At 69.0% G+C, this 23,869-nt stretch carries 23 protein-coding genes; 13 read left to right on the forward strand and 10 right to left on the reverse strand.

Annotated elements, in window-relative coordinates; genetic code table 11:
- The first annotated feature begins 48 nt into the window (after positions 1-48).
- On the forward strand, positions 49-306 hold the full coding sequence (locus VMT65_RS30145; protein WP_326311866.1) for a hypothetical protein: 258 nt from the start codon (positions 49-51) through the stop codon (positions 304-306).
- Here VMT65_RS30145 and VMT65_RS30150 read toward each other — a convergent pair.
- A complete protein-coding gene (locus VMT65_RS30150; protein ID WP_326311867.1) occupies positions 303-1,346 on the reverse strand; it encodes a M48 family metallopeptidase in 1,044 nt (347 codons plus the stop codon). The genes VMT65_RS30145 and VMT65_RS30150 overlap by 4 nt on opposite strands.
- Positions 1,347-1,438: 92 nt before the next feature.
- Between VMT65_RS30150 and VMT65_RS30155 the strand changes: the two genes are divergently transcribed.
- From VMT65_RS30155 to VMT65_RS30180, 6 genes are all read left to right on the forward strand, one after another.
- The gene (locus tag VMT65_RS30155) at positions 1,439-1,528 is read left to right on the forward strand and encodes an Ms4533A family Cys-rich leader peptide (protein ID WP_324192512.1); all 90 of its coding nucleotides are present in this window, start codon (positions 1,439-1,441) and stop codon (positions 1,526-1,528) included.
- Positions 1,529-1,724: 196 nt separating this feature from the next.
- Positions 1,725-2,762: a sulfate ABC transporter substrate-binding protein gene (locus VMT65_RS30160; protein ID WP_326311868.1), complete on the forward strand. Its 1,038-nt coding sequence runs from the start codon at positions 1,725-1,727 to the stop codon at positions 2,760-2,762.
- Positions 2,763-2,848: 86 nt separating this feature from the next.
- Positions 2,849-3,694 (forward strand): sulfate ABC transporter permease subunit CysT, encoded by an 846-nt coding sequence (gene cysT, locus VMT65_RS30165; RefSeq protein WP_442790339.1) that lies wholly within the window; start codon positions 2,849-2,851, stop codon positions 3,692-3,694.
- Positions 3,695-4,504: a sulfate ABC transporter permease subunit CysW gene (gene cysW, locus VMT65_RS30170; RefSeq protein ID WP_326311869.1), complete on the forward strand. Its 810-nt coding sequence runs from the start codon at positions 3,695-3,697 to the stop codon at positions 4,502-4,504. It abuts the gene before it with no gap.
- On the forward strand, positions 4,501-5,496 hold the full coding sequence (locus VMT65_RS30175; protein ID WP_326311870.1) for a sulfate/molybdate ABC transporter ATP-binding protein: 996 nt from the start codon (positions 4,501-4,503) through the stop codon (positions 5,494-5,496). The genes cysW and VMT65_RS30175 overlap by 4 nt, the downstream gene beginning before the upstream one ends.
- Before the next feature lie 149 nt (positions 5,497-5,645).
- Positions 5,646-7,226 (forward strand): flavin-containing monooxygenase, encoded by a 1,581-nt coding sequence (locus VMT65_RS30180; protein ID WP_326311871.1) that lies wholly within the window; start codon positions 5,646-5,648, stop codon positions 7,224-7,226.
- 8 nt (positions 7,227-7,234) lie between these two features.
- On the opposite strand, the gene VMT65_RS30185 is transcribed toward VMT65_RS30180, so the two are convergent.
- Together VMT65_RS30185 and VMT65_RS30190 are read right to left on the reverse strand one after the other, a co-directional pair.
- A complete protein-coding gene (locus VMT65_RS30185) occupies positions 7,235-10,414 on the reverse strand; it encodes an acetyl-CoA carboxylase family protein (RefSeq protein ID WP_326311872.1) in 3,180 nt (1,059 codons plus the stop codon).
- Between the two features lie 107 nt (positions 10,415-10,521).
- Positions 10,522-11,895: a uracil-xanthine permease family protein gene (locus VMT65_RS30190; RefSeq protein WP_326311873.1), complete on the reverse strand. Its 1,374-nt coding sequence runs from the start codon at positions 11,893-11,895 to the stop codon at positions 10,522-10,524.
- A gap of 129 nt (positions 11,896-12,024) precedes the next feature.
- On the opposite strand from VMT65_RS30190, the gene pucL reads away from it, so the two are divergent.
- On the forward strand, positions 12,025-12,945 hold the full coding sequence (pucL, locus tag VMT65_RS30195; protein WP_326311874.1) for a factor-independent urate hydroxylase: 921 nt from the start codon (positions 12,025-12,027) through the stop codon (positions 12,943-12,945).
- On the opposite strand, the gene VMT65_RS30200 is transcribed toward pucL, so the two are convergent.
- Positions 12,927-14,447 carry a helix-turn-helix domain-containing protein gene (locus tag VMT65_RS30200; RefSeq protein WP_326311875.1) on the reverse strand — a complete coding sequence of 507 codons (1,521 nt, stop codon included), beginning with the start codon at positions 14,445-14,447 and terminating at the stop codon, positions 12,927-12,929. The genes pucL and VMT65_RS30200 overlap by 19 nt on opposite strands.
- A 139-nt stretch (positions 14,448-14,586) precedes the next feature.
- On the opposite strand from VMT65_RS30200, the gene VMT65_RS30205 reads away from it, so the two are divergent.
- Positions 14,587-15,687 (forward strand): CobW family GTP-binding protein, encoded by a 1,101-nt coding sequence (locus VMT65_RS30205; RefSeq protein WP_326311876.1) that lies wholly within the window; start codon positions 14,587-14,589, stop codon positions 15,685-15,687.
- A gap of 575 nt (positions 15,688-16,262) precedes the next feature.
- Here VMT65_RS30205 and VMT65_RS30210 read toward each other — a convergent pair.
- Genes VMT65_RS30210 through VMT65_RS30220 form a run of 3 tightly spaced genes read right to left on the reverse strand, consistent with a single transcriptional unit; the run spans position 16,263 to position 18,934 of the window.
- Entirely contained in the window at positions 16,263-16,682 is a 420-nt protein-coding gene (locus VMT65_RS30210) for a molybdenum cofactor biosynthesis protein MoaE (RefSeq protein ID WP_326311877.1), read from the reverse strand.
- A complete protein-coding gene (gene moaCB, locus VMT65_RS30215) occupies positions 16,675-17,694 on the reverse strand; it encodes a bifunctional molybdenum cofactor biosynthesis protein MoaC/MoaB (protein WP_326311878.1) in 1,020 nt (339 codons plus the stop codon). Before moaCB ends, VMT65_RS30210 begins: the two co-directional genes overlap by 8 nt.
- Positions 17,695-17,728: 34 nt before the next feature.
- On the reverse strand, positions 17,729-18,934 hold the full coding sequence (locus VMT65_RS30220; protein WP_326311879.1) for a molybdopterin molybdotransferase MoeA: 1,206 nt from the start codon (positions 18,932-18,934) through the stop codon (positions 17,729-17,731).
- Positions 18,935-19,041: 107 nt separating this feature from the next.
- Between VMT65_RS30220 and moaA the strand changes: the two genes are divergently transcribed.
- Genes moaA through VMT65_RS30235 form a run of 3 tightly spaced genes read left to right on the forward strand, consistent with a single transcriptional unit; the run spans position 19,042 to position 20,778 of the window.
- Complete coding sequence (gene moaA / locus VMT65_RS30225) at positions 19,042-20,100, forward strand: GTP 3',8-cyclase MoaA (RefSeq protein ID WP_326311880.1); 1,059 nt, start codon at positions 19,042-19,044, stop codon at positions 20,098-20,100.
- Positions 20,093-20,335: a MoaD/ThiS family protein gene (locus VMT65_RS30230; RefSeq protein ID WP_326311881.1), complete on the forward strand. Its 243-nt coding sequence runs from the start codon at positions 20,093-20,095 to the stop codon at positions 20,333-20,335. Before moaA ends, VMT65_RS30230 begins: the two co-directional genes overlap by 8 nt.
- Positions 20,336-20,370: 35 nt before the next feature.
- On the forward strand, positions 20,371-20,778 hold the full coding sequence (locus VMT65_RS30235; protein ID WP_326311882.1) for a DUF1003 domain-containing protein: 408 nt from the start codon (positions 20,371-20,373) through the stop codon (positions 20,776-20,778).
- Here VMT65_RS30235 and VMT65_RS30240 read toward each other — a convergent pair.
- From VMT65_RS30240 to VMT65_RS30250, 3 genes are read right to left on the reverse strand one after another with little or no spacing between them, the layout of a single operon-like run.
- Positions 20,763-21,539: a phosphotransferase gene (locus VMT65_RS30240; RefSeq protein ID WP_326311883.1), complete on the reverse strand. Its 777-nt coding sequence runs from the start codon at positions 21,537-21,539 to the stop codon at positions 20,763-20,765. The two genes, VMT65_RS30235 and VMT65_RS30240, sit on opposite strands and share 16 nt — an antisense overlap.
- A 59-nt stretch (positions 21,540-21,598) precedes the next feature.
- Positions 21,599-22,435, reverse strand: a complete 837-nt coding sequence (gene nadE, locus VMT65_RS30245) for an ammonia-dependent NAD(+) synthetase (protein ID WP_326311884.1) — start codon at positions 22,433-22,435, stop codon at positions 21,599-21,601.
- 26 nt (positions 22,436-22,461) lie between these two features.
- A complete protein-coding gene (locus VMT65_RS30250; protein ID WP_326311931.1) occupies positions 22,462-23,040 on the reverse strand; it encodes a TetR/AcrR family transcriptional regulator in 579 nt (192 codons plus the stop codon).
- 225 nt (positions 23,041-23,265) lie between these two features.
- On the opposite strand from VMT65_RS30250, the gene VMT65_RS30255 reads away from it, so the two are divergent.
- Positions 23,266-23,832 carry an NAD(P)H-dependent oxidoreductase gene (locus tag VMT65_RS30255; protein ID WP_326311885.1) on the forward strand — a complete coding sequence of 189 codons (567 nt, stop codon included), beginning with the start codon at positions 23,266-23,268 and terminating at the stop codon, positions 23,830-23,832.
- The last annotated feature ends 37 nt before the right edge of the window (positions 23,833-23,869 follow it).

Here is a 23,869-nt window from a genome sequence, read left to right on the forward strand (position 1 = left end):
TCGGTTTCGGTACCGCTGCGGCGAATTCTCCGCGTACTGTGCAGACCCATGTCAACAACCGATGAAGGTCTGGAAGTGGAGACCCTGTTGTCCGAAGAGGACTTCGACGACGAGCCCCGTCTGATCGCCACCCACTATTGCGGCCCGGACGAGGCCATCGAGATGGTGAAGGCCGCCCAGCTGCTCGGCCTGGGCGTCAAGCTCAGCAACCGCATCCGCCCCGACGAGGAAGATGCCGAGAGCGCCACCGAGGAGTGGCTCCTCGACATCTTCGAAACCCCGCCGGTCGTCGACGCCGAGGACTAATCGTCCGATCCTCGGATTCGCTTGCCCAGCTTCGAGAGTGTTTCGCCGACTTCCTGACCCACCGTGCCGACCGTCTCGCCGAAATCTCGGCCCAGGTTGCGCACGGTGCGGATCAGGGGGTCCTCGGACTGCTCGAAGTTCTGCCGGTAGGACCGCGCCGCGTGCTTGATCTCCTCGGAGATGCGCGCGTTCTTGTCCTGATCGCGGCGCGGGTACTGGCCGTCGAGCATCCGGTCGTAGTCGCCGCTGGCGATCCAGCGCCGCAGTTCGGCCGCGCGCAGTACCGAGAACGGGTGGGTCTGCAATTCCAGGTTCAGCAGTTTGAGCACGCCGTCGCGCAGGTCGCCCGCGCGGTCGTAGGCGTCGGCCTGTTCCAGGAACGACGCGTGGCTCATCTGGTCCACCCGGGATCCGCCCGCGAGCTTCATGTGGACCCGCACCGACGCCTCGACGTCCTGTCCGACCAGCAGTCCGGCCCGGTCGCCGGAGAGTTCGGACTTGCGGCTCCACTCCATCAGGGCCGCGATGATCGCGCGAACGGCCCAGCCGCCCACCGGCATCCAGCCGATGCTGTCGGCGATTCGCATGAGATGCATGAGCATGGTCCGGTAGACCGCGTGCCCGGACAGCGCGTGCCCGAGCTCGTGGCCGACCACGAACCGCAGCTCCTCGGGATCGAGCAGATCCAGCAGCCCGGTGGTGAGCACGATGAAGGGCCGGTCCATGCCGATGGTGAAGGCGTTGGCCTCCGGCTGCTGCAGCACGAACATCTCCGGCGTGCGCTGCGCGTCGAGGATCTTGACCGCGTCGGCGCGCAGCTGATGGATGCTCTTGAACTGCCGCTCGTCGACCCGCACCGCGGTCGCCAGGTACATGAGCCGGTGCTGGCGCTCCTGCAGCAGCCCGGACAGGGTGCGCAGCAGGGTGTCGAATCCGGCGAGCTGGCGTAGTCCGACCAGGGCGGTGCGGTCGGCCGGATGCTCCCAGGCGCGCGTGCTGATACCCGGGAATTCCCGTCGTATGCGGGCCGGTGTGGTCATCGATGTCCCCCAAGGATCTCGAGAAGCGCCGGATTTCCCGGAAAATTCCGGTGATTCGCGGCAGAACAGGTCGCTCTGCTACAGTCTGCCCCGTGTCATCGAGTGTTGTGCCCCAGGTCCGCCATGAATTGGCGTTGATTGCTGTGGGCTGCCTCGTGGTCGCGGATATTCACTGTCGTTGATTGCCGACCGGGCACTGCTGCACCGTCTGAGTAGACTGGCGCGCGCACCTTTTCGCAGTTCGTGTTCGTCCCCCCGGCGGCCCTCGGGCCGGAGCGCCACCGTCGCATGGTTCCCGCGGCGGGTCTACGGCAGTACGCAATCTTCCCGCCGGTCGACGTGACTACCGGCGGGGGTCCCCCGGAAAGGTCCACGCCGATGTTCCGCACTACCCGTCTCTCTCGCCGATCTACCTTCGCCGTCGCCGCGACGGCCGTTGTCGCCACCGTGCTGACCGCCTGCGGCGGCGGCTCGAGCGACACCAAGGACGGCGGCCAGGCCACGAGCGGTGGCGGCACCGTGAACCTGTACGCGTACTCGGTGGCCAAGGCCGCCTACGACAAGGTGACCCCGGTCTTCAACAAGACCGACGCGGGCAAGGGCGTGCAGTTCCAGGCCTCCTACGGCCCGTCGGGCGATCAGTCCCGCAAGGTCAAGGACGGCGCGGAGGCCGACTTCGTGAGCTTCTCCGTCGAGCCCGACATCACCCGCCTGGTGGATTCCGGCCAGGTCGACGCGAGCTGGAACGCCGACGCCAACAAGGGCGTCCCGTTCGGTTCGGTCGTCGCCATCGCGGTCCGCAAGGGCAACCCCAAGGGCATCAAGACCTGGGACGACCTGCTCAAGCCGGGCATCGAGGTGGTCACCCCCAACCCGTTCTCCTCGGGTTCGGCCAAGTGGAACCTGTTGGCCCCCTACGCCGCCAAGAGCGAGGGCGGCAAGAACCCGCAGGCCGGTCTGGACTACCTGAGCCAGCTGCTGGGCCACGTGCACGTGCAGCCGAAGTCGGGCCGCGAGGCCACCGACACCTTCCTGCAGGGCACCGGCGACGTGCTGATCAGCTACGAGAACGAGGCCATCTTCTCCGAGCAGAAGGGTGATCCGATCGAGCACTTCATCCCGGACACCACCTTCCGCATCGACAACCCGGTCGCGGTGCTCAAGAACGCCAAGAACCTGAAGCAGGCCACCGCGTTCCGCGACTTCCTCTACACCACCGACGCCCAGCAGGCGTTCGCGGACGCCGGCTTCCGTCCGGTCGACCCGAAGGTGGTCGCCGACCACGCCAAGGACTTCCCGACCCCGGCCAAGCTGTACACCATCGCGGACCTGGGTGGCTGGAAGACCGTCGACAAGGAGCTGTTCACCCCGAACACCGGTTCGGTCGCGCAGATCTACGACAAGGCCACCAAGTAGTCGGGTGACCTGCGACACAAGCGATACTCGACACTGTGAGTGACAGCAGTTCGAACGCCGGAACCGATCTCGGTTCCGGCGTTTCGATAGACGACAACCCGCGGCGGCCGGGTGCGGGGCGGCTCCGCTCCTGGTTCCGGGTGAGCGGGTCGGTGGGCCCGCTCGGGATCGGCACCTCGGTGCTGTGGCTCAGCATCATCGTGCTGCTGCCGTTGGCGGCGCTGACCGTCAAGTCCTTCGACGACGGTTGGTCCGGATTCTGGGACGCGGTGACCGCGCCCGCCGCGCTGGACGCCCTGCGGGTGACCGTGTTGGTCTCGGTCATCGTGACGGCCATCAATGTGGTGATGGGCACGCTCATCGCGTGGGTGCTGGTGCGGGACGACTTCCCGGGCAAGGGCATCGTGAACGGCTTCATCGATCTGCCGTTCGCGCTGCCCACCATCGTGGCCAGCATCGTGCTGTTGGCGCTGTACGGCCCGCAGTCGCCGTTGGACATTCACCTCAATGCCACCCAGCCCGGTCTGGTGGTGGCGCTGGCGTTCGTGACGCTGCCGTTCGTGGTGCGCTCGGTGCAGCCGGTGCTCATCGAGGCCGACCGGGACGTGGAGCAGGCGGCCGCGTCGCTGGGCGCGGACAACTGGACCACCTTCCGGACCATCATCCTGCCCACGCTGGCCCCGGCCATCGTGAGCGGTTCGGGTCTGGCCTTCGCCCGTGCCATCGGCGAATACGGGTCGGTGGTGCTGATCGGCGGCGGCATTCCGAAGAAGACGCAGATGGCCTCGCAGTACATCCAGCAGCAGATCGAGGTGGACCGGCCGGTGAACGCCGCCGCGGTGTCCGTGGCGCTGCTGGCGATCTCGCTGCTCACCCTGTTCGTCCTGCGGGTCACCGCGGACCGCCTGGCGCGCAAGGAACGGGAGGCGTAGATGAAAGTCGGCTTCTGGACGAAGATCTCGCTGCGCACGGTGGCGCTGGCGTATCTGTTCATCCTGCTGCTGGTGCCGCTGGGCATCATCCTGTGGCGCACCTTCGAACGCGGTCTCGGCGCGTTCTTCGATTCGATCACCACGCCCGCGGCCATCTCGGCGTTCAATCTGACGCTGACCATCGTGGCGATCACGGTGCCGGTGAACGTGATCTTCGGCGTGATCATCGCGATCGCGCTGGTGCGCGGAAAGTTCCCGGGCCGCAACCTGCTGCAGGCCGTGGTGGACCTGCCGATGGCGACTTCGCCGGTGGTGGTGGGTGTTTCGCTGATCCTGCTGTGGGGTGCCAACGGCTGGTTCGGCGGGCTGGAGAGCCACGGGTTGAAGATCATCTTCAATCTGCCGGGCATGATCATCGCGACCATCTTCGTGACGCTGCCGTTCGTGGTGCGCGAGGTCGAACCGGTGCTGCACGAGATCGGCGACGATCAGGAGCAGGCCGCGGCCACGCTGGGCGCGTCGGGCTGGCAGACGTTCTGGCGCATCACCCTTCCGGCGATCCGCTGGGGCCTGACCTACGGCATCGTGTTGACCGTGGCCCGCGCGCTGGGCGAATTCGGCGCGGTGATCATGGTTTCCACCGGTCTGCCCGGCAAGTCGCAGACGCTCACGCTGCTGGTGAACGGGCGATACGTCAACGATCACAACACCTTCGGCGCGTACTGCGCGGCGACCCTGCTCATGGGCATCGCCCTCGTTGTCCTTCTGCTCATGACCCTTCTAGAACGCAAGCGGGGCACTGCCAAATGATCACCGTGACCAATGCGAACAAGCGCTACGGCAGCTTCGCCGCCCTCGACGACGTCAGCATCGACATTCCGTCGGGCGAGCTGACCGCGCTGCTGGGCCCGTCCGGTTCGGGCAAGTCGACGCTGCTGCGCTCGATCGCGGGACTCGAGAACCTCGACACCGGCGTGGTCACCATCGCGGGCAAGGACGTCACCAATGTGGTGCCGCAGAAACGCGATATCGGTTTCGTGTTCCAGCATTACGCCGCGTTCAAGCACATGACCGTGCGCGACAATGTGGCCTTCGGGCTCAAGATCCGCAAGCGGCCCAAGGGCGAGATCAAGAAGAAGGTCGACGACCTGCTCGAGATCGTCGGCCTGGACGGCTTCCAGCACCGGTATCCGGCGCAGCTGTCGGGTGGTCAGCGTCAGCGCATGGCCCTGGCCCGCGCGCTGGCCGTGGATCCGCAGGTGCTGCTGCTGGACGAGCCGTTCGGCGCGCTGGACGCGAAAGTCCGTGCGGACCTGCGCACTTGGCTGCGTCGGCTGCACGAGGAAGTGCACGTCACCACCGTGCTGGTCACCCACGACCAGGAGGAGGCCCTGGATGTGGCCGACCGCATCGCGGTGATGAACAAGGGCCGCATCGAGCAGGTCGGCAGCCCGGAGGACGTGTACGACCGGCCCGCCAATGAATTCGTCATGTCGTTCCTGGGCGCGGTGGCCAAGCTCAACGGACATCTGGTGCGGCCGCACGACATTCGCGTCGGCCGGGATCCGAGCATGGCGCTGGCCGCGCACGAGGGCACCGCGGAGTCCGCGGGCGTCACCCGGGCGACGGTGGAGCGGGTGGTGCACCTCGGCTTCGAGGTGCGGGTGGAACTGCGCAACGCCGCGACCGGTGATCTGTTCACCGCGCAGGTCACCCGCGGTGACGCCGAGGCGCTGCACCTGGCCGAGGGTGAGACCGTCTACGCCCGCGCCACGCGCATTCCGGAGCTGCCCGTCTCGTAAGTTCGTCCCATTTAAGCGATTTCGGCCGGAAATCACGACACGCCCATACCGACCGCCATTTGGCGAGTCGCCTCGAGCCGTGTACGCCGGGCCCTGCGCTGCCGTAGCGTGAGGCCGGGAACGTGCAGGTCCAGAGGGGATAATCGGACGTGACGAGTGCGGGCGGCAGGGACAACTTCACGGGCGGACGCGTCGGGGTCATCGGCGCGGGCATCGCGGGACTGGCGACCGCGAAGGTGCTGCGGGACGACGGATTCGAGGTCGTCGTCTTCGACAAGGAGGACGCCCCGGGCGGTGTGTGGATCGAATCGCGCACCTATCCGGGCTTGCGCACCAACAATTCCCGCGACACCTACGCCTACACCGATCATCCGTATCCGGAGTCGGCCGATGTGTTCCCCACCGCCGGACAGGTGCGCGAGTATCTCGCCTCGTATGTGGACCGGTTCGGATTGGCCCCGATGCTGCGGCTGTCCACCGAGGTGATTCGGGTGTCGGAGGTGACCGACGGCTTCGAGCTGAAGGTGTGCGGGCCGGACGGCGTCGAGGATCTGCGCTTCGATTTCGTGGCGGTGTGCGCGGGGGTGTTCTCCACACCGCAGGTCCCGGATATCGAGGGCGGCAACGAGTTCGGGGGCGTGCTGCTGCATTCCAGCCAGGCCGTCGATCCGGGGCTGGTCGCCGGGCGGCGGGTGATCGTGGTCGGGGCGGGAAAGTCGGCGCTGGACTGCGCGGCGTGGGCGGGGGAGCACGCGCGCGAGTGCACGCTGGTGTTCCGCAAGCCGCATCCCATGCTGCCGCGGTTCCTGCCGGGCGGGACGCCGTCGGATCGGACGATTCTGAATCGCTTCGCCGAGTCGTTCTTTCGGTATCACCGGCAGAGCCGGATCGAGCGGTTCCTGCACGGGCCGGGCAAGAAGATGACCGAACGGTATTGGCGGGTGATCTCGGCCGTCATGCGAATGCTGCTGCGCTCGCCGAAGATCATGACGCCCGATGCGCCGCTGCCCGCCGGAATCGAGAACCTCGGTGTCGGCGACGAGTTCTTCCGGATGGCGCGGCGCGGGCGAATCGCCTTGCGGCGGGACAGCATTGCCGCGTTCCCCGGGGGAACGGCGGTCCAACTCGCCAGCGGCCAGCGGCTCGAGGCCGATGTGATCGTCTTCGCCACCGGCTGGCGGCAGGAGCTGGAATTCCTCGCACCGGACCTGGAGAAGACCGTGCGGTCCGAGGGGCGGTTCCGGCTGTACCGCCACATCCTGCCCCCGACCCTGCCGCGGCTGGGCTTCATCGGCTACGGGTCCTCCGACGCCTGCCAGCTCAGCGCGGAGGTCTCGGCGCACTGGCTCTCCCAGCATTTCCTCGGCGAGCTGAACCTGCCCACGGCCGACGACATGCACAGCGAGATAACACGAGTCGGCGAATGGCTCAGTGAGGTCATGCCCGCCCGCCCCGAGGGCTACTACCTCGGCCCCTACCTCGCCCACCACATCGACGACCTCATGCGCGACATGGGTCTCCCCGTCCGCCGCACCGACAACTTCCTCTCCGAATACTTCGACACCTTCCTCCCCGGTCGCTACGCCGACCTCACCGAGGAACGCCTCCAGCTCCGAGTCCGCGGCGCGCGGCGTCGCCGCTACGTGAGCGCCGGTCGCTCCCTGGGCGGGGTAGCGGCGATCACCCTCGCCTACGCCCTCTATCGCCGCCTGCGCGCGCCGTCGCGCTGAGCGGATGCTCAGCGCAGGGTTCGAATCCAGCGGCGCGTGTCGGCGGGGTCGATGACGTCGTCGAGTTCGAGAACCGTTGCGGCGGTGAGGGCCTTGCCCGCGTCGTAGGCGGCCTTGACGAGGGCGTCGAAGGCGGCCTGGCGTTGGACGGGGTCCTCGAGGGCGGCGAGTTCCTTGGCGAAGCCCAGGCGGACCGCGCCTTCCAGGCCCATGCCGCCGATTTCGCCGGTGGGCCAGGCGATGACGAAGCGCGGTGCGCGGAAGGAGCCCGCGGCCATGGCCTGTGCGCCCAGGCCGTAGCCCTTGCGCAGTATGACGGTGCCGAAGGGGACGTCGAGGGCGGCGGAGTCGATGAACAGGCGGCTGAACTTGGTGACGGTCGCCTCCTTCTCGGCCTCGGGTCCGACCATGAAACCCGGTGTGTCGCAGAGGGACACGATGGGCAGGTCGTGCGCGCCGCACAGCTGGAGGAACGCGGAGAGCTTGTCGGCGGCGGGTGCGTCGATCGCGCCGCCCAGGTGATGGCAGTCATTGGCGATGAGGCCGAACGGGCGGCCCTCCACGCGCACCAGCGCGGTGACGATGCCCACGCCCCAGTCGCGGCGCAGTTCCAGGAACGAGCCGATATCGACGATGGACTCGATGGCGGCGCGAATGTCGAAGGCCCGCAGGCGATTGTCCGGAACCACGTGGCGTGCCAGCCTCGGGTCCGGTGCCTCCCAATCGGTCACGGCCCCTTGGAAATACGACAGATACCGCCGGGCGACCGCCACGGCCTCGGCCTCGTCGGCGGCGACCACGTGGATCACCCCGTTGCGCCGCTGCACGTCCACGGGCCCGATGTCCTCGGGCGCGTACACGCCCAGCCCGCCGCCCTCGATCATGGCCGGTCCGCCCATGCCGATATTGGCGTCGGGCGTGGCGATCACGACATCGCACATGCCCAGCAGCGCGGCGTTTCCGGCGAAGCAGCGGCCGGAGACGATGCCGATCAGCGGCACCTGCCCCGAGAGCGCGCCCATGGCGCGGAAGGTGGTGACATCGAGCCCGGAGATGCCGCCGTGGTCGGTGTCGCCGGGCCGGCCGCCGCCGCCCTCGGTGAAGAACACCACCGGAAGTCGTTGTTCGCGGGCCAATTCCAGCATGCGGTCGGTCTTGGCGTGATTGCGCATGCCCTGGGTGCCCGCCAGGACCGTGTAGTCGTAGGACATGACCAGGACGCGCGAGCGGTCCGGGCCGAAGCGGTCGGCATCGATGGTGGCCAGGCCCGCGATGAGACCGTCGGCGGGGGTGTTCGCGATCAGGTCCTCGAGGCCGCGGCGACTGCGCTGCGCGGCGACGGCCAGGGCCCCGTATTCGACGAAGCTGTCGGCATCGACCAGATCGGCGATGTTCTCGCGGGCCGTGCGCCGCCCGAGCCGGTGCCGCTTGGCGACCGCGGACGCGCGCCGGGCGTCCAGGGTGATGTCGTGGCGGTCGCGGACCTCCGCGAGATCGGGGCGGATCGAATCCAGGTCCACCACGGTCGATTCCGTCGCCGGACCGTCGTGGTCGGCGGCCGCCCAGGTCACCAATACGGCATGGGGGTCGACCACGTCTCCCGGCGCGACGGCGTGCCGCAGCACCCGCAGCGGCTCGGTCGCCCGCACCACGTGCTGCATCTTCATGGCTTCCAGCACCGCGACCTCGGCGCCCGCCGCGAGCACGCTGCCCGGCTCGGCGAGCGAGACGACCGTGGCGCCCATCGGGGAGCGCAGGGCCTGTTCGCCTTCGGAGAGTTCGAGCGCGGTCGCGGTGGCCCGCTCGGTCGGCTCCGGTGCGGTTGGATCTTCGAAGGATTCCGCCCGCGAACGCAATTCGTCGAGGTTCTGCTCGAACCATTCGGTGGTGACCGGTTCGCTGCCGCCCAGGTCGGCGAGCGCGGCCCGCAGCAGCTGCAGGTTGGTGTCCACGCCGTGGATCACCGTTTCGGCCAGCGCGTCCGAACACCGTTGCAGCGCGGCGCGATACGTCGGCGCGGCGGCGATGATCTTGGCGAGCAGCGAGTCGAAGCCGACGCCCTGCCGCATGCCCACCTGAGCGGCGGTGTCCACCCGCACGCCCGGCCCGGTCGGGGCATCGAACCGGCCGATCACCCCGGTGCTCGGCAGCACCGTGCCGTCGGCCGCCAGCAGTTCCGCGTTCACCCGCGCCTGCACGGCATAGCCCCGCGGCTCCTGCTTGGGCAGATCCAGTTCGGCCAGCGTCGCGCCCCGCGCCAGCTCCAGTTGCAGCGCGACCAGATCCACGCCCGTCACCGCCTCGGTCACGGTGTGCTCGACCTGCAGTCGCGGATTCACTTCCAGGAACCAGACATCCGTGCCGTCCACCAGGAATTCCACGGTGATGACGCCCCGGCAGCCGACGGCCTCGGCGATCCGCACCGCCTCGCGCTGCACCCGATCCCGCACGCCCGCGGGCAGATCCGGGGCGGGCGCGACCTCGATCAGCTTCTGGCGTCGCCGCTGCACGCTGCAATCGCGATCACCCAGCGCCACCGCCGCGAGTCCGTCGGCCACCACCTGCACCTCGATATGGCGGGCCCGGGTCACGAGCGCCTCCGCGTAGAGGCTGTCGTCGCCGAATCCCGCGCGGGCCTCGGCCCGGCAGCGTTCGACGACCTCGGCCACCTGCGCGGCGTCGAGCACCGTGCGCATGCCGCGGCCGCCGCCGCCCGCCGCGGCCTTGACCATCACCCCGTTCGGGTGATCGGCGAGGAAGGCCGCGACCTCGTCGGCGGAGATACCGGATTTGGTGGCGGGCAGCACCGTCGCCCCGGCCCGCTCGGCCGCCTCACGCGCGGCGACCTTGTCCCCGAACACGCGCAGCACGTCGGGCGACGGTCCGACGAAGGTCAGTCCCGCCGCCGCGCAGGCCGTCGCGAATTCGGCGCTCTCACTGAGGAACCCGTACCCCGGGTGCACCAGCGCCCCCGGCCCGCAGGCCGCCGCGGCCGCGACCACCGCCGCGATGTCGAGGTAGCCCGCCGCGCCGCTGCCCGGTGTCACATACGCCTCGTCCGCGAGCCGCACGGCGCGACTCCCGTAGTCCTCCGCGGTGTGCACCACCGCCGTCCGGTATCCGAGCTCCCGCGCCGTCCGGATCACCCGGACCGCGACCTCACCACGATTCGCCACCACTACTCGCACGCCGCCAGGCTATGGCACCGATCACGCTGCGCCCGTGGATATGCACACCGAAGCCGTGGATTCGCGCGGAATCCACGGCTTCGGTGTCCCCGATGAGGAGGAGGGGATCAGGTGGCGGCCACCGTGTCGGTGGCGTCCGGGTCGGGTGTCGGGGTGGCGGAAGTCAGTGCGCCGCGGGCGTATTCGCCGAGTGCGGTGTGGTTGAACAGGAGGTTGAGGGTGAAGGCGGTGAGGGCGGCCAGGCTGATGCCGCTGTTGAGCAGGATCTGGGCCGAGGAGGGGAACTTCTCGAACATGCCCTTGGTGAGGACCGGCACCAGGCCGACGCCGATCGAGACGGCGATGATGCTGAGGTTCACCCGATCCGAGAGGTCGGCCTTGCGCAGGGTGTCCACGCCGATGACCGCGATGGTGGCGAACAGCACCAGGCCGACACCGCCGACCACCGGCTGGGGGACCGCGGCGACCAGCGCGCCGAAACGCGGAATCAGGCCCAGCACCACCAGGATCGCGCCGCTGACCGCCGTCACGTAGCGGCTGTAGACGCGGGTGTTGGCGAGTGCGCCCACGTTCTGGTTGAAGATGGTGTCCACGAACGAGTTCAGGACACCGGCCAGCACGGCCGAGAGCCCGTCGCCGATGAGGCCGCGCGCCAGATCGGCTCGGGTCAGCGGCTTTCCGGTGATCTCACCGATGGCCAGCATGCTGGCGGTGGACTCGGCGAAGATGACGGCCATGGCGATGGTCATGGCCACCACCGCGGTGATCGGGAAATGCGGTGCGCCGAAATGGAAGGGGTGGGGCGCGCCGAACCAAGCCGCCTTCGACACCCCGCCGAGTTCGATCAGACCCATCGGGATCGAGATGACGATGCCCACGATCAGCGCGATCAGCACGCCCAGCTGAGACCACACGCCGCGCCCGAGCACCGTGCACACCAGCGCGACGACCAGCACCGCCGCGGCCAGCGCGATCCGCGAGGGCGCGGCGAAGCTGGCGGCCGTGGGATCGCTGCCCACGACCAGGCCGCCCGCCACCCCGATCAGCGAGATGCCGACCACGGTCAGCACGGTTCCGCTCACCAGCGGCGGGAAGAAGCGAACCAGCGCGGCGAACGGCCACGCCAGCGCGATGCCGAGCACGCCGCCCAGCAGCAGTGACCCGTACATCGCCTGAATCCCATAGTCCTTGGTGATCAGGATCATCGGGCTCATGGCCACGAAGGTCGCGCCGGTGATGATCGGCAGCCGCGCGCCCGCGAACCTACCCAGCCCGAGGCTCTGCACCATGGTGATAATGCCCGCCACCAGCAGGTCGGCGCTGATCAACAGGGCGACGGTGGACTTGTCGAGGCCCGCGGCCGCGCCGAATACCAAAGGCACCGTGACACATCCGGTGTACATGATCAGCACGTGCTGGATGCCGAACACCAGCAACCGAGGCCACGGCAGTCGGGTGTCGACGGGATGAAGCGAGGTCATGGAGTCACCCTAGGCAGCCGCCGCGGCGCACGGCTTTGTCCGGTTCGCCCAAAGGCCGCCAGGATTCGGTCCGGCGTTTTGTCTCCGGAACCAGCCTGCGCCACCGGGTTCGTGCGCGAAAGTGTCGGCATGACTGAATCCACCGGCCGGATCGTCCTCGGCCCGCACCAGTACGGGAAGGCCGAGAACCGGGTGGTGCGCATCTACCGCGACACGCCCCGGCACGAGATCCGGGATCTGAACGTCTCCTCGTGCCTGCGTGGCGCGTTCGACGAGGCGCACACGACCGGTGATCAGGGCGCGGTGCTGCCGACGGATTCGCAGAAGCAGACCATCTACACCTACGCCAAGAGTCACGGCGACGGCAGCATCGAGGCGTACGGGCTGGCCCTGGCCCGGCATTTCGTGGACGATATCGCGCCGGTGGATTCGGCCCGCATCGAGATCGAAGAGTATGCCTGGCAACGGGTTCCGGTGGCGGGCGTCGAACACGACCACACCTGGACGCGGATCGGGCCGGAGGTGCGGATCGCGGCGATCACGGTCGCCGGCTCCGGCGCGGACCGCCGCGAATGGGTGATCGGCGGGGTCAAGGATCTGGTCATCCTCAAGTCCACCGGCTCGGAATTCGCGGGCTTCCTGACCGATCCCTTCACAGTGCTCGAACCAGCTTACGACCGGATTCTGGCCACCAGCCTCATCGCCCGCTGGCGCTTCACGACCCCACCCGACGACTGGGACGCCGCCTACCACGGCGTTCGCGCCGCCCTGGTCGAGACGTTCGCGACCCGACACTCGAAAGCCCTGCAGCAGACACTGTTCGACATGGGCAAGGCCGCGTTGGAGGCCTACCCCTGCCTGGGCGAGGTCCGGCTCTCCGCTCCCAACAAACATCACTTCGCCTATGACACAGAGCGTTTCGGCGTCCCGAACCAGGGCGAGGTGTTCCACGCCGACGACCGCCCCTACGGACTGATCCAGGCCAGCGTGCTGCGCGAGGGCGCACCCGACGCCGGAATCGCCTGGGACCTCTACACCGGCGCGGTCTGACCGAACAGCGTCCGCACCGCCAGATACAGGTCCAGCCGATCGTCGAGTCGCCCGAGATCGCGCCCGGTCAGCTCCTCCACCCGCCCGATGCGATAGCGAACGGTATTGAGATGCAGATGCATTCGATCCGCGGCCTGCCGCCACGAACCCTCACAGCCGAGATACACGCCGAGCGTCTCCACCAGTCCGGCCCCGTGCCGCCGGTCGTACTCCAGCACGGGTCCGAGCACACGCTCGGCGAAGCGGCGCTGCAATCCGCCGGGCACCGCGGTGAGCAGCCCGACCGCCGAATCGATATCGGCCACCCGCAGACTGACCGGGGCGAGGTCGTCGCGTGCCGCGGTCGAGGCGGCCGCCGCCGCGGCAATGGCTCCCGCCACGGTCTCCTCCGGCTGCCGCGCACCGATCCCGATGGCCAGCCGAATATCGCTGAGCGCGGGCGCGATTCGACCGATGCGCTCCCGCACCAGGGCGGCCACCCCCTCCTGGGTCCCGCCCGTCACCCCGACGAGCCTGCCCTCCCGGTCGATGGAGGTGACGAGCTCCGGCAGGGCGTCGTGCAGGGCGGTGCGCACGGCCATCGCGCCGGTCGCCTCCGAAACACGCCGCGCGGCATCGGAGTCCGGGTCGACCACCGACACACCCGGCTGGGCGGCATGTATTTCGCAGACCAGCGCGACCCCCGCCGCGCCGGGTTGTTCGGAGAACGGCACCGGGAAGCGGTCGGCCAGTTCCCAATCCAGGTGCTGCCGGTCGGCGCGGCGCTGGCGGTACAGCTCCGCGACGGCGGCCAGATCCGTGCCGTACGGGTCGAATTCGGGGGCCGAGGGGCGGATGACCAGGTACCAGGCGGTGATTCGGTCGCCCGCGCCGACCTGGAGCACGCGCATCGCGCCGGTGGTGACCGCCGGGAGCCGCGGGGCGGTCAGGGCGGTCGCGATGATGGGATCGATCTCCTCGGGTGCCAGGTCGGCGGTGCCGGTGATCACGGTGCCGGTGGAGGTCAGCAGCCACGCCGAAACCTGTTGCTCGGCCGCGAAATCCGCGACCAGGGTCTCGATATCGGCTCCGGCGGCGACCGCGGCGAGCAGCTTGCGCTGCCGGTCGGCCCGCGACTGCACCCGCCGCCAGCGCACCTCGGCGGCCTGCTCGGCCAGATACTCGATGATGCGGCTGAACGGCACGCTCTGCGGCGCGGACAGCAGCGGCAGACCGTGGCGCTCGCAGGCGATCACCACATCCTCGGGCACGTGCCCGTGCAGCGCCTGCCCGGCCACCACGCCCGCGACCCCGGCCCCGGCCAGCAGGCCGACATAGCGGTCGGAATCCCCGGCGTCCTTGCGCCACACCAGTCCGGTGCAGACCAGCGCGCCCGCGGTGACGAAGGGGCGCGGGTCGGGCATATCCGTCGCGCAGACACGGGCGACCGGTCGGTCCAGCTCGCCCGCGTCCCCGTGCAGCAATCTCATACGCAATTGCGGCGCATCGAGTAGATCCCGCACCCGCACGGCGCACCTCCCGTGGTCGGTCCGAATAGCCAGTCAGGCTAGATCCCGGGTATTTCCAGCCGGTTTCATCCGTGCTGCGGCAGCCTCAAACCGGTGGCCGCTCGCCCCGGCGCGCCTGGGTAGGGTGGTCGCCGTGAGTCCGCGCATTCCAGTCCTGATCGTGGCCGGATTCCTCGGTGCCGGGAAGACGACGCTGCTCAACCGCCTGCTGCGCACCCGCGATCTGCGGATCGGGGTGGTGGTCAACGACTTCGGCGCGGTCAATATCGACGCCATGCTGGTGGCCGGGCAGGTCGACGCCATGGTGTCGCTGGGCAACGGCTGCGTGTGCTGCGCGGTCGATGTGAGCGAACTGGACGAGCTGTTCGATCGGCTGGCGCATCCCAGGCAGAAGATCGACGTCATCGTGGTGGAGGCCAGCGGGCTGGCCGAGCCGCGCAATCTCATTCGCATGGTGGTCAACAGCGACAATCCGCGCATTCGATACGGCGGGCTGGTCGAAGTCGTGGATGCCGAGCATTTCCGGGAGAGCCGGGAACGGCATCCCGAACTCGCGACGCATCTGCGCATGGCCGATCTGGTGGTGCTCAACAAGTCCGATCGCGTCGAACCCGAGGCGCTGGAACGACTTCGCGCCGAGCTCACCGACCTGGTCGGCCAGGTCCCGGTGTATTCGACCAGTCACGGCCGCGTCGATCCCGGCCTGCTGTTCGACGTGCCGACCCGCGAGCCTCACGAGCCCCGCGTGGGTGAGCAGCTCAGCTTCGACGTGCTACTGCACGACGAGCACGACCATCACGACGACTGCCACGACCATCACCACCTGCACGACGCCTACGACAGCGTGTCCTTCACCTCCGACACGGACCTCAATCCGCGCGAACTCATCGCGCTACTGGAGGACCCGCCCGCCGGGCTGTTCCGCGCCAAGGGCGTGCTCGCCTTCGCCGTCCCCGACGATCCGCGAAAATTCGTGCTGCACATGGTCGGCCGGCACATCGGCATCGAGCCCACCCGCTGGGGCCGCCACGAGCCCCGGGTCAGCAATCTGGTCTTGATCGGCTCCGGCCTCGACCGGGACGCTCTCCTCGACCGGCTGCACGCCACCGTCCACCGCGACGACATCCCCCTCGACGACCACGCCCTGCTCCCCATCTGGCGCTACGTCGCCGACGACGACACGGTCTCCGAGGTCGACGCTCTCGCCGACGACGCGCTTGTCGGCGAGGGCTGATTCGGCCTCGAGCTCGGCCCGCAGTTCGGCCACCTCGGCGGCCAGCTCATCGCGCATCTGCTCGCGCTCGACCAGCGCGGCCCGCATGGTCTCGACGCTGTCGTTCATGGCGGCCAGCCGTTGGTCGGCCCCCTTCAACTGCCACTCCACGACATCGCGCCGCCCCACCTCGGCACTGGCGTATTTGACCCAGCCGACCACGTAGTCCAGCCACTCCTGCGGCTTGGGCACGTCCTTGGGATTGTCGAAACCCTTGCGCTGCGCGGCCTTGGTGGACAGCACCAGCTCGGAGCGCTTGCCCCGGCCCGGCGACAGCATTTCCGCCATGGTCAGTTTGCCCATGCTGGTCACGACCGCGGTGAAGCGGTACTTGCCCGCCAGATGCATCCGCAGCTCGGCGGTGCCGCGCCCGTCGGAATCCATGGCACCCAGCCACGGACCCTCGGCCGCCTCGATGATGGTCGCCAGAATCTCCAACTGCCCCACACCGCGCCGCAGTCGTGCCGCCGCGGTCCGCAGCGCCCCGGGCGTGGCCGTCATCTGATCCCAATGCATGCCCCGAACTTACTTCGCTCTCACCCGCAGGCGTTGACCCACTCCGAGAGGCCGTCGGCGAACATCTGGCGTTTCCAGATCGGGACCTCGTGCTTGATGCGGTCGACGAGTTCGGCGCAGGTGGTGAAGGCCTCGGCGCGATGCGGGGCGGCCACCGCCACCACGATGGCCAGATCGCCGATGGTCAGCGAGCCGATGCGGTGCACGGCCGCCACCGGCAGCCCGGACGATGCCGCGACCTCGGCGCACACCTTGCGCAGGAACTGTTCGGCCTGCGGGTGGGCGGAGTACTCCAGCGCCGAAACCGATTGCCCGCCATCGTGATCGCGGACCTTGCCGGTGAAGACCACGACGCCGCCGTGCTCGGGACCGCTCACGGCCTTCTCCACCTCGGCCGGATCGAGGGGCTGTTCGCTGATGCGGGCCAGCAGCTCACTCATGGTTGCCTCCTCCGGCCACCTGGGCCAGCAGATGTTCGAGAATCGGGGTCAGCACGGCAACGCCGTCCTTCACCCCGCCCGGCGAACCGGGGAGATTGACGATCACGGTGCGCCCGACCAGGCCCGCCACGCCCCGGCTCAGGGCCGCCAGCGGGAACTTCGCGGTCCCGGCCTGTCGGATGGCGTCGGCCACGCCCGGCAGTTCGCGATCGATCAGCGCGAGAGTTGCTTCCGGGGTGGCGTCGGTGGGGGAGGCCCCGGTGCCGCCGGTGGTGATGATCAGATCGGGCTCGCTCGACAGGGCTTCGGACAGACCGTAGGCGATATCGGCGTCGGCGAAGACGAGCGGGCCGCGCACCGAGAAGCCCTGTTCGGCAAGCCATTTCGCGAGCACGGGCCCGGTGGTGTCGGTGCGGGTGCCCGCGGCGGCACCGGTCGAGGCCACGACCACGGCGGCGGTGCGCCCCTCGCCCGCCAGCGGAGCCGGTGCGGCAGTGGGCTTCTCGTGCTTCTCGTGGTGGTGCCCGGCGTGCTGCTCCGCTTCGGGTCGCACCCAATGTCCGTGCTTGCCACCCTCTTTGGTGATCAGCCGCACCCCGTTCAGCGTCGCCGCCGGGTCCACCGCCTTCACCATGTCGTGCAGTGTGAGCCCCGCGACCGCCACCGCCGTCAGCGCCTCCATCTCGACCCCGGTCGGCCCCTTGGTCTTGGCGGTCGCCTCGATGGTGATGGTGGTGTCGGTGAATCCGAACGACATGTTCACCGAGGACAGGGCCAGCTGATGGCACAGCGGAATCAGCTCGGAAGTCTTCTTCGCGCCATTGATTCCGGCGATGCGCGCGGTGCTGAGCACATCGGCCTTGGGCATATTGTCGGCCCGGACCAGCGCGATCACCTCGGCGGTCGTCTGGAGTTCGCCCGCAGCGACCGCGATGCGCGCCGTATCGGCCTTCGCGCTCACATCCACCATCCGGGCGCGACCCTCACGGTCGACATGCGACAACTCACTCATAGCGACCACCTTGGCACAGTGCGGATGCGCGGATTCACAGCGGCCGCACCTCCACGATCGTGCCCGCGGCCACGTCGGTGACGGCGGCCGGAATATCGATGAGCACCTCGGCCTGTGCCATCGAGACGATCAGATGCGAGCCCTGACCGGTGGCCAGCGCCACCCCGCCCTCGACCAGCTTGCCGCGCAGGAACTGTCGCTTCCCGGCGGGGGAGCGCACCGAATCCAGCAGCGGCAGTTCGGAAATCGGCAGTGCGGGCAGTCCGGCCAGCTCGCGCAGGATCGGGCGGGCGAAGACCTCGAAGGACACCATGGTGCTCACCGGATTGCCCGGGAAGCTCAGCACCGGCACGCCGTCGACCGTGCTGAGTCCCTGCGGGCCGCCGGGTTGCATTGCCACCGAACCGAATTCGCCGCCCTGGGCGGAGAGGACCTCCTTGACGACCTCGAAGTCGCCCATCGAGACCCCGCCGGAGGTGAACACCACATCGGCTTGCGCGACCGCCTCGGCGAGCCGGGCGCGGAACTCGTCGTGCGCGTCGGTGGAATGCGCGACCGACACGACCTCGACGCCATTGTCGGCCAGGGCCGCGGCCAGCGCGGTGCCATTGGAGTTGAAGATCTGGCCGGGCAGCAATGTCGAACCGGCGGGACGCAATTCGTCACCGGTGGTCAGCACCGCCGCCCGCACCTTGCGCAGCACCCGCACCTCGCCCAGGCCGACCGCGGCCAGCGCCGCGATGTGGCGGGGGCGCAGCGGGGTGCCCGCGGCGGCCAGCAGGTCGCCGGTGCGCACGTCGGTGCCGGGCTCGCGCACGAAATCGCCTGCGGCACGGCTGGTTTTGACCGTCACAGTGACGCCGTCGGAGGTGGTGTGCTCCACCGGCACGACGCAGTCCGCGCCCGGCGGCACCGGGGCACCGGTCATGACCTTGACCGCGGCCCCCGGCGGCAGCGTCACCTGCCCGGTATTGCCCGCGGCCACCACCCCGATGAGCGGCAGCGTGGCCGGGACGATGGCCACCGATTCGGCCGCCACCGCGTAGCCGTCCATGGCCGAATTCCGGAATACCGGCAGGTCCAGGGGTGAGTACACATCCTCGGCCAGGACCCGGCCCAGCGCCCGATCCATCGGGACCGTTTCCGCGATCCGACCGGCCAGCGGGCGCAGCGCATCCTCGATGCGTCGACGGTGGTCTTCGACGGGTCGGGCCGGGGCGAGCGCGTGCCGGGAACTCATGCTGGTGAGCCTATACGCGGGTGAATCCTCCGAGGCGTGACCGGGCGTTGCGCCGACTCGGCTCGTGCGAATCTACGAACACTTGCCAACCCGGCAATAATGGTCGAATGACCGTGGTCGCGATGGGCATGCCCGCTGTGCGTACCGGGCGGCCCGCGATGGACGGGCGCCCGGACACGCCGTATCTGCTGGACCGTTTCGGTCGGGTCGCGCGGGATCTGCGGGTGTCCATCACCGAGAAATGCTCACTGCGCTGCACCTATTGCATGCCCGAGGAAGGGCTGCCCGCCATTCCGGCCGAGGAGCTGCTCTCCACCGAGGAGATCGTGCGCCTGGTCGTGCTCGCGGTGCACGAGCTCGGCGTGCACGAGGTGCGATTCACCGGCGGCGAACCGCTCATGCGCCGCGACCTCGAGCGGATCATCGCCGGGTGCCATGCGGCGCTGCCGGACACGCCGCTGGCCATGACCAGCAATGGCGTCGGGCTCGAGCATCGGGCGCGGGGGCTCGCCGAGGCCGGACTGGGCCGCATCAATGTCTCGCTCGACACCGTGGACCGCGATGGCTTCCACCGCCTGACCCGCCGCGACCGCCTGGATTCGGTGCTCGCCGGTATTCGCGCCGCCATCGCGGCCGGGCTCACCCCGCTCAAGGTGAACGCCGTGCTCATGCGCGAAACCCTCGACGGCGCAGCCGATCTGCTGCAATGGTGTCTCGACGAGGGCGCGGAACTGCGCTTCATCGAGGAGATGCCGCTCGACGCCGACCACGAGTGGGCGCGCGCGAACATGGTCACCGCCGAAGAACTTCTGGAGGTGCTGGGCCGCCGGTTCACCCTCACCGAGGTCGGCCGCGAGGACCCCTCCGCACCCGCCGAACGCTGGCAGGTCAACGGCGGTCCGGCCACCGTCGGCATCATCGCCTCGGTGACCCGCAAGTTCTGCGGCGACTGCGACCGCACTCGCCTGACCGCCGACGGCCGAATCCGCTCCTGCCTGTTCAGCGATCAGGAGTACGACATTCGCGGCGCCCTGCGCTCCGGTGCGACCGACGCCGAGATCGCCCAGCTGTGGCGCGGCGCCATGTGGAACAAGTCGGCCGGCCACGGCATCGACATGGTCGGATTCGTCCCGCCCGAACGAACGATGGGAGCCATCGGTGGTTGAGGTCCGCTATTTCGCCGCGATAGCCGATGCGGTCGGCAAGGAGAAGGAGACCCTGGATCTGCCGTCCGGGGCCACCGTCGGCGACCTGCGCACCACCCTGTCGGCCACCTACGGGCCCAAGCTCGACCCGATGCTCAAGGTCTGCGCGTATCTCATCGGCGATGAGCTGACCCGCGACGCCACCGCGCCGCTGTCCCCGCGGGTCGACGTGCTGCCGCCCTTCGCGGGTGGTTAACCCTGAATTTCACTGCCGGGCGCTAGCATTCGCCGGTGACGCAAGCCCCCAAACCACAGCCGCATCCGGCCTTCGCCCAGATTCGGGCCGATCGCGCCGCCAACATTCAGCTCCGAGTGGCGGACTGGATCACCAAGTTCGCGGGCTCGATGAATTTCGTCTACATCCACGCCGTCGGCTTCGCGGCGTGGATGATCTTCTTCGAGAAGAGCCCCTGGCCCACCCTGACCCTGGCGGTCTCCCTCGAGGCGATCTTCCTGTCCACCTTCGTCATGATCGGCCAGAACCGCCAGGCGGATTTCCAACAGGCCAAGGCCGACCACGACTTCCAGGAACAAGAGCTCGAGCTCAAAACCAACACCGAACTCACCCGCGCCATCCACGCCATGACGGCCGAACTGCATCGCCGCCTGATCGAGGACCCGGATCAGAACAAGAACTGACGCAGCCGCTCGATCACGCCGGTGAGGCCGTCCTCGCGCATGGCGGGGTCGTCGGTGTCGTACCCGCGCAGCACCTCGTACCAGGGGCCGAGCAGATGCCAGTCCTGGGCGCGGGCGCGCAGTTCCGGTGTGACGCCGTAGGTTTCGGTGAGCGCGTCGGCGAATTCGGGAGAAGTGCCGAACAGCGCCCAGGCGAAGTCGATCGCGGGGTCGCCGAGGTGGGCGTCGCCGAAATCGATGATGCCGCTGATCCGTCCGGCCTCGGCGAGTACGTGCTCGGGACCGAGATCGGCGTGGACCACGGTGTCGGCGGGTGCGGCCAGGATCCGGTCGAGCAGAGCGGTCGCGGGCGAGGTCAGCGAATCCGGAAGCAGCGGAAGGACTTCGCGACGGCAGCGGGTATCGGCCCAGGCCCGTTCGCGACGAGTGTGGGTATCGGCCGGGAGGCCGAGTTCCGTGGCCTCGCCCGGCGGGGTGGAGTGCAGCGCGCGCAGGAACCGTCCGAGCGCTTCCCCGTTCTCCGCCGTGTAACTGTCGATCGGCTCGCCACGAACCACCGCGTGCCGGACCACGAACGGTGATTCGCTGACCAGCTCCGGAATCGGCACGGGCAGCGGCAGTCGCGGTGCGAGCCAGGGCAGCAACCGGGTCTCCCGCAACAACTGCGCCTCGACCTCCGGCCGCCGTGGGCGTCGCTCCACCCAGCGGTCAGCCACCAGGGTGGCCGAACTGTCCCATCCGTTGTCGCCGTCGAAGTTCACGCCTCGACCGTAGAAACGTAGCGGCAACTACGGCAAACGCTTTTCACCCGAGCCGGGTGTCAGCGCCACCAGGTGTCGAGCGGCGTAACCGGGACGGTTCGCTTGTGGCGGGTGTTGAGGAAGATGGTCTCCAGGCGCTCGGCGACCTCGGGGGCGACGGGCTTGCCCTCGAGGTAGTCGTCGATCTGGGAGTACTTCAGCCCCAAGGCTTCCTCGTCGGGCAGCGAGGGGCGGTCGTCCTCGAGGTCGGCGGTGGGGACCTTCTGCCAGACGCTCGGGGGCGCGCCGAGTTCCTGCAGCAGCGCCGCGCCCTGGCGCTTGGTGAGACCGGTCAGCGGGGTGATGTCGACGCCGCCGTCACCGAACTTGGTGAAGAAGCCGGTGACCGCCTCGGCGGCATGGTCGGTGCCGACGACCAGGTGGTTGAGCTGTCCGGCGATGGCGTACTGGAGCACCATGCGCTCGCGCGCTTTGATATTGCCGCGCACGAAGTCTCGCAGGCGGGGCTCCTGATGCAGTTCCAGGATTCCGGTGGCGGCCTCACCGGCGGCGGCGTCGGCGCTGGGCTTGACGTTCACCACGACGGACCGATCCGGCTGGATGAAGCGCAGCGCGATCTGCGCGTCCTCCTCGTCGAACTGCACGCCGTAGGGCAGGCGCACGGCCACGAAGGTGGCGTCGTGGCCCTCGGCGCGCAACTCCTCGGCGGCCAGCTGGCACAGCCGGCCGGTGAGGGTGGAGTCCTGGCCGCCGGAGATACCGAGCACGAAACCGGTCGCGGGCGTGGAGCGCAGATAATCCTTGAGGAAGTCGATGCGCCGCCGCACTTCGAGTTTCGGTTCGATGGTCGGTGCGACGCCCAATTCGGCGATGATCTGTTCGCGCAGGTTCCCCATGGCCACACTGTACTTCGCGGGCGGTACTACCTCGCGACGGGCGCGGTGACCTGGCGGACCAGGGTCTCCCAGTGGTCGCCGACCTGGTCGAGGGTGTAGCGCTGCTCCCGGATCTGATACAGCACCAGTGCGGCGTCCAGGGTGGCCAGCAGCGTGTCGGCGGTGAGCGCGATGTCGCCGGGGGCGTGCGCCTGCCGGAGCAGCAGCGACACATGGGTTTTCGCGATGTTGTAGGGCGGCCCGGCGTACTGCCCGCCGATGGCGGCGTTCTTGCGCACATCGCCCTCCACCTCGGTGAGCGCCAGGCGGGCGCGCCCGAAGGCGATGAGCCGCTCCACCGGCGGCGCGCCCGGCCCCAGCGGCGGCGGCCCGAACATGTAGGCCCACTGCAGCTTCTGATCGGACTGGTCCAGCAGCGCCAGCATGAGCCCGGCGCGATTGCCGAACCGCCGGAACACCGTGCCCTTGCCGACGCCCGCCAGCTTGGCGACCGCGTCCATGGTGACCGCGTCCGCGCCCTGCTCGCGCACCAGCGTCTCGGCGGCGTCGAGCAGCAGCTGCCGGTTGCGGGCGGCATCGCTGCGCTCGTGGCTGCTGCCGGGCATGAGCAGCGGGACCGCATGCGCGGGCGGGCGCTGGGAGCCGACGGGTTCGATCGGCAGGGCGATGGCGGGTAGCGCGACATCGTCGCTGGTGGGGGTGCCGCGGCCGGCTGGGGTGTCGCGCGTCACAGGCTGTCTGCTCCTACCCGGGAATGTAAGCGGACTGGGGTCCGGTTACAGTCTATCGAAAGTTCCGCCGCTGATTCAGTAACCCTTGGAGTGATCATCATGTCGCAGACCCGCATTCTCGTTCTGGTCGGCAGCCTCCGCGCCGCGTCGATCAACCGTCGGCTGGCCGAGGCCGCCGTCAAGACCGCTCCCGAGGGCGTCGAGCTGTCCCTCTACGAGGGCCTTGGCGATATTCCTTTCTACAACGAGGACATCGATGTCGAGGGCAAGGTTCCGGCCGCCGCGCAGGCGCTGCGTGACGCCGTCGCCGCCGCCGACGCCGTGCTGCTGGTGACGCCCGAATACAACGGCACCCTGCCGGCCGTGCTGAAGAACGGCATCGACTGGGCCTCGCGTCCGTACGGCGCGGGTGCGCTCAAGGGTCTGCCCGCCGCGGTCATCTCCGCCTCGATCAGCGCGAACGCCGGCAAGTGGTCGCACGACGACGCCGTCAAGGCGCTGGGCGTGGCCGGTTCCGGGGTCGTCAAGGACGCCTCGCTGCACTTCGGCACCATCGGCTCGCGCTTCGTCGAGACCCACCCGGCCGACGACGCCGAGGCCATCACCCAGCTGGCCGCCACCGTGCGTCAGCTGGCGGAGGCTGTCAAGGTTCGGGCGAACGCGTAATAAACCGCAGCGATCCCTCGCTGAATTCAGCGCAAGG

Source organism: Nocardia sp. CDC153, assembly GCF_035818515.1.
GTDB lineage: Bacteria > Actinomycetota > Actinomycetes > Mycobacteriales > Mycobacteriaceae > Nocardia.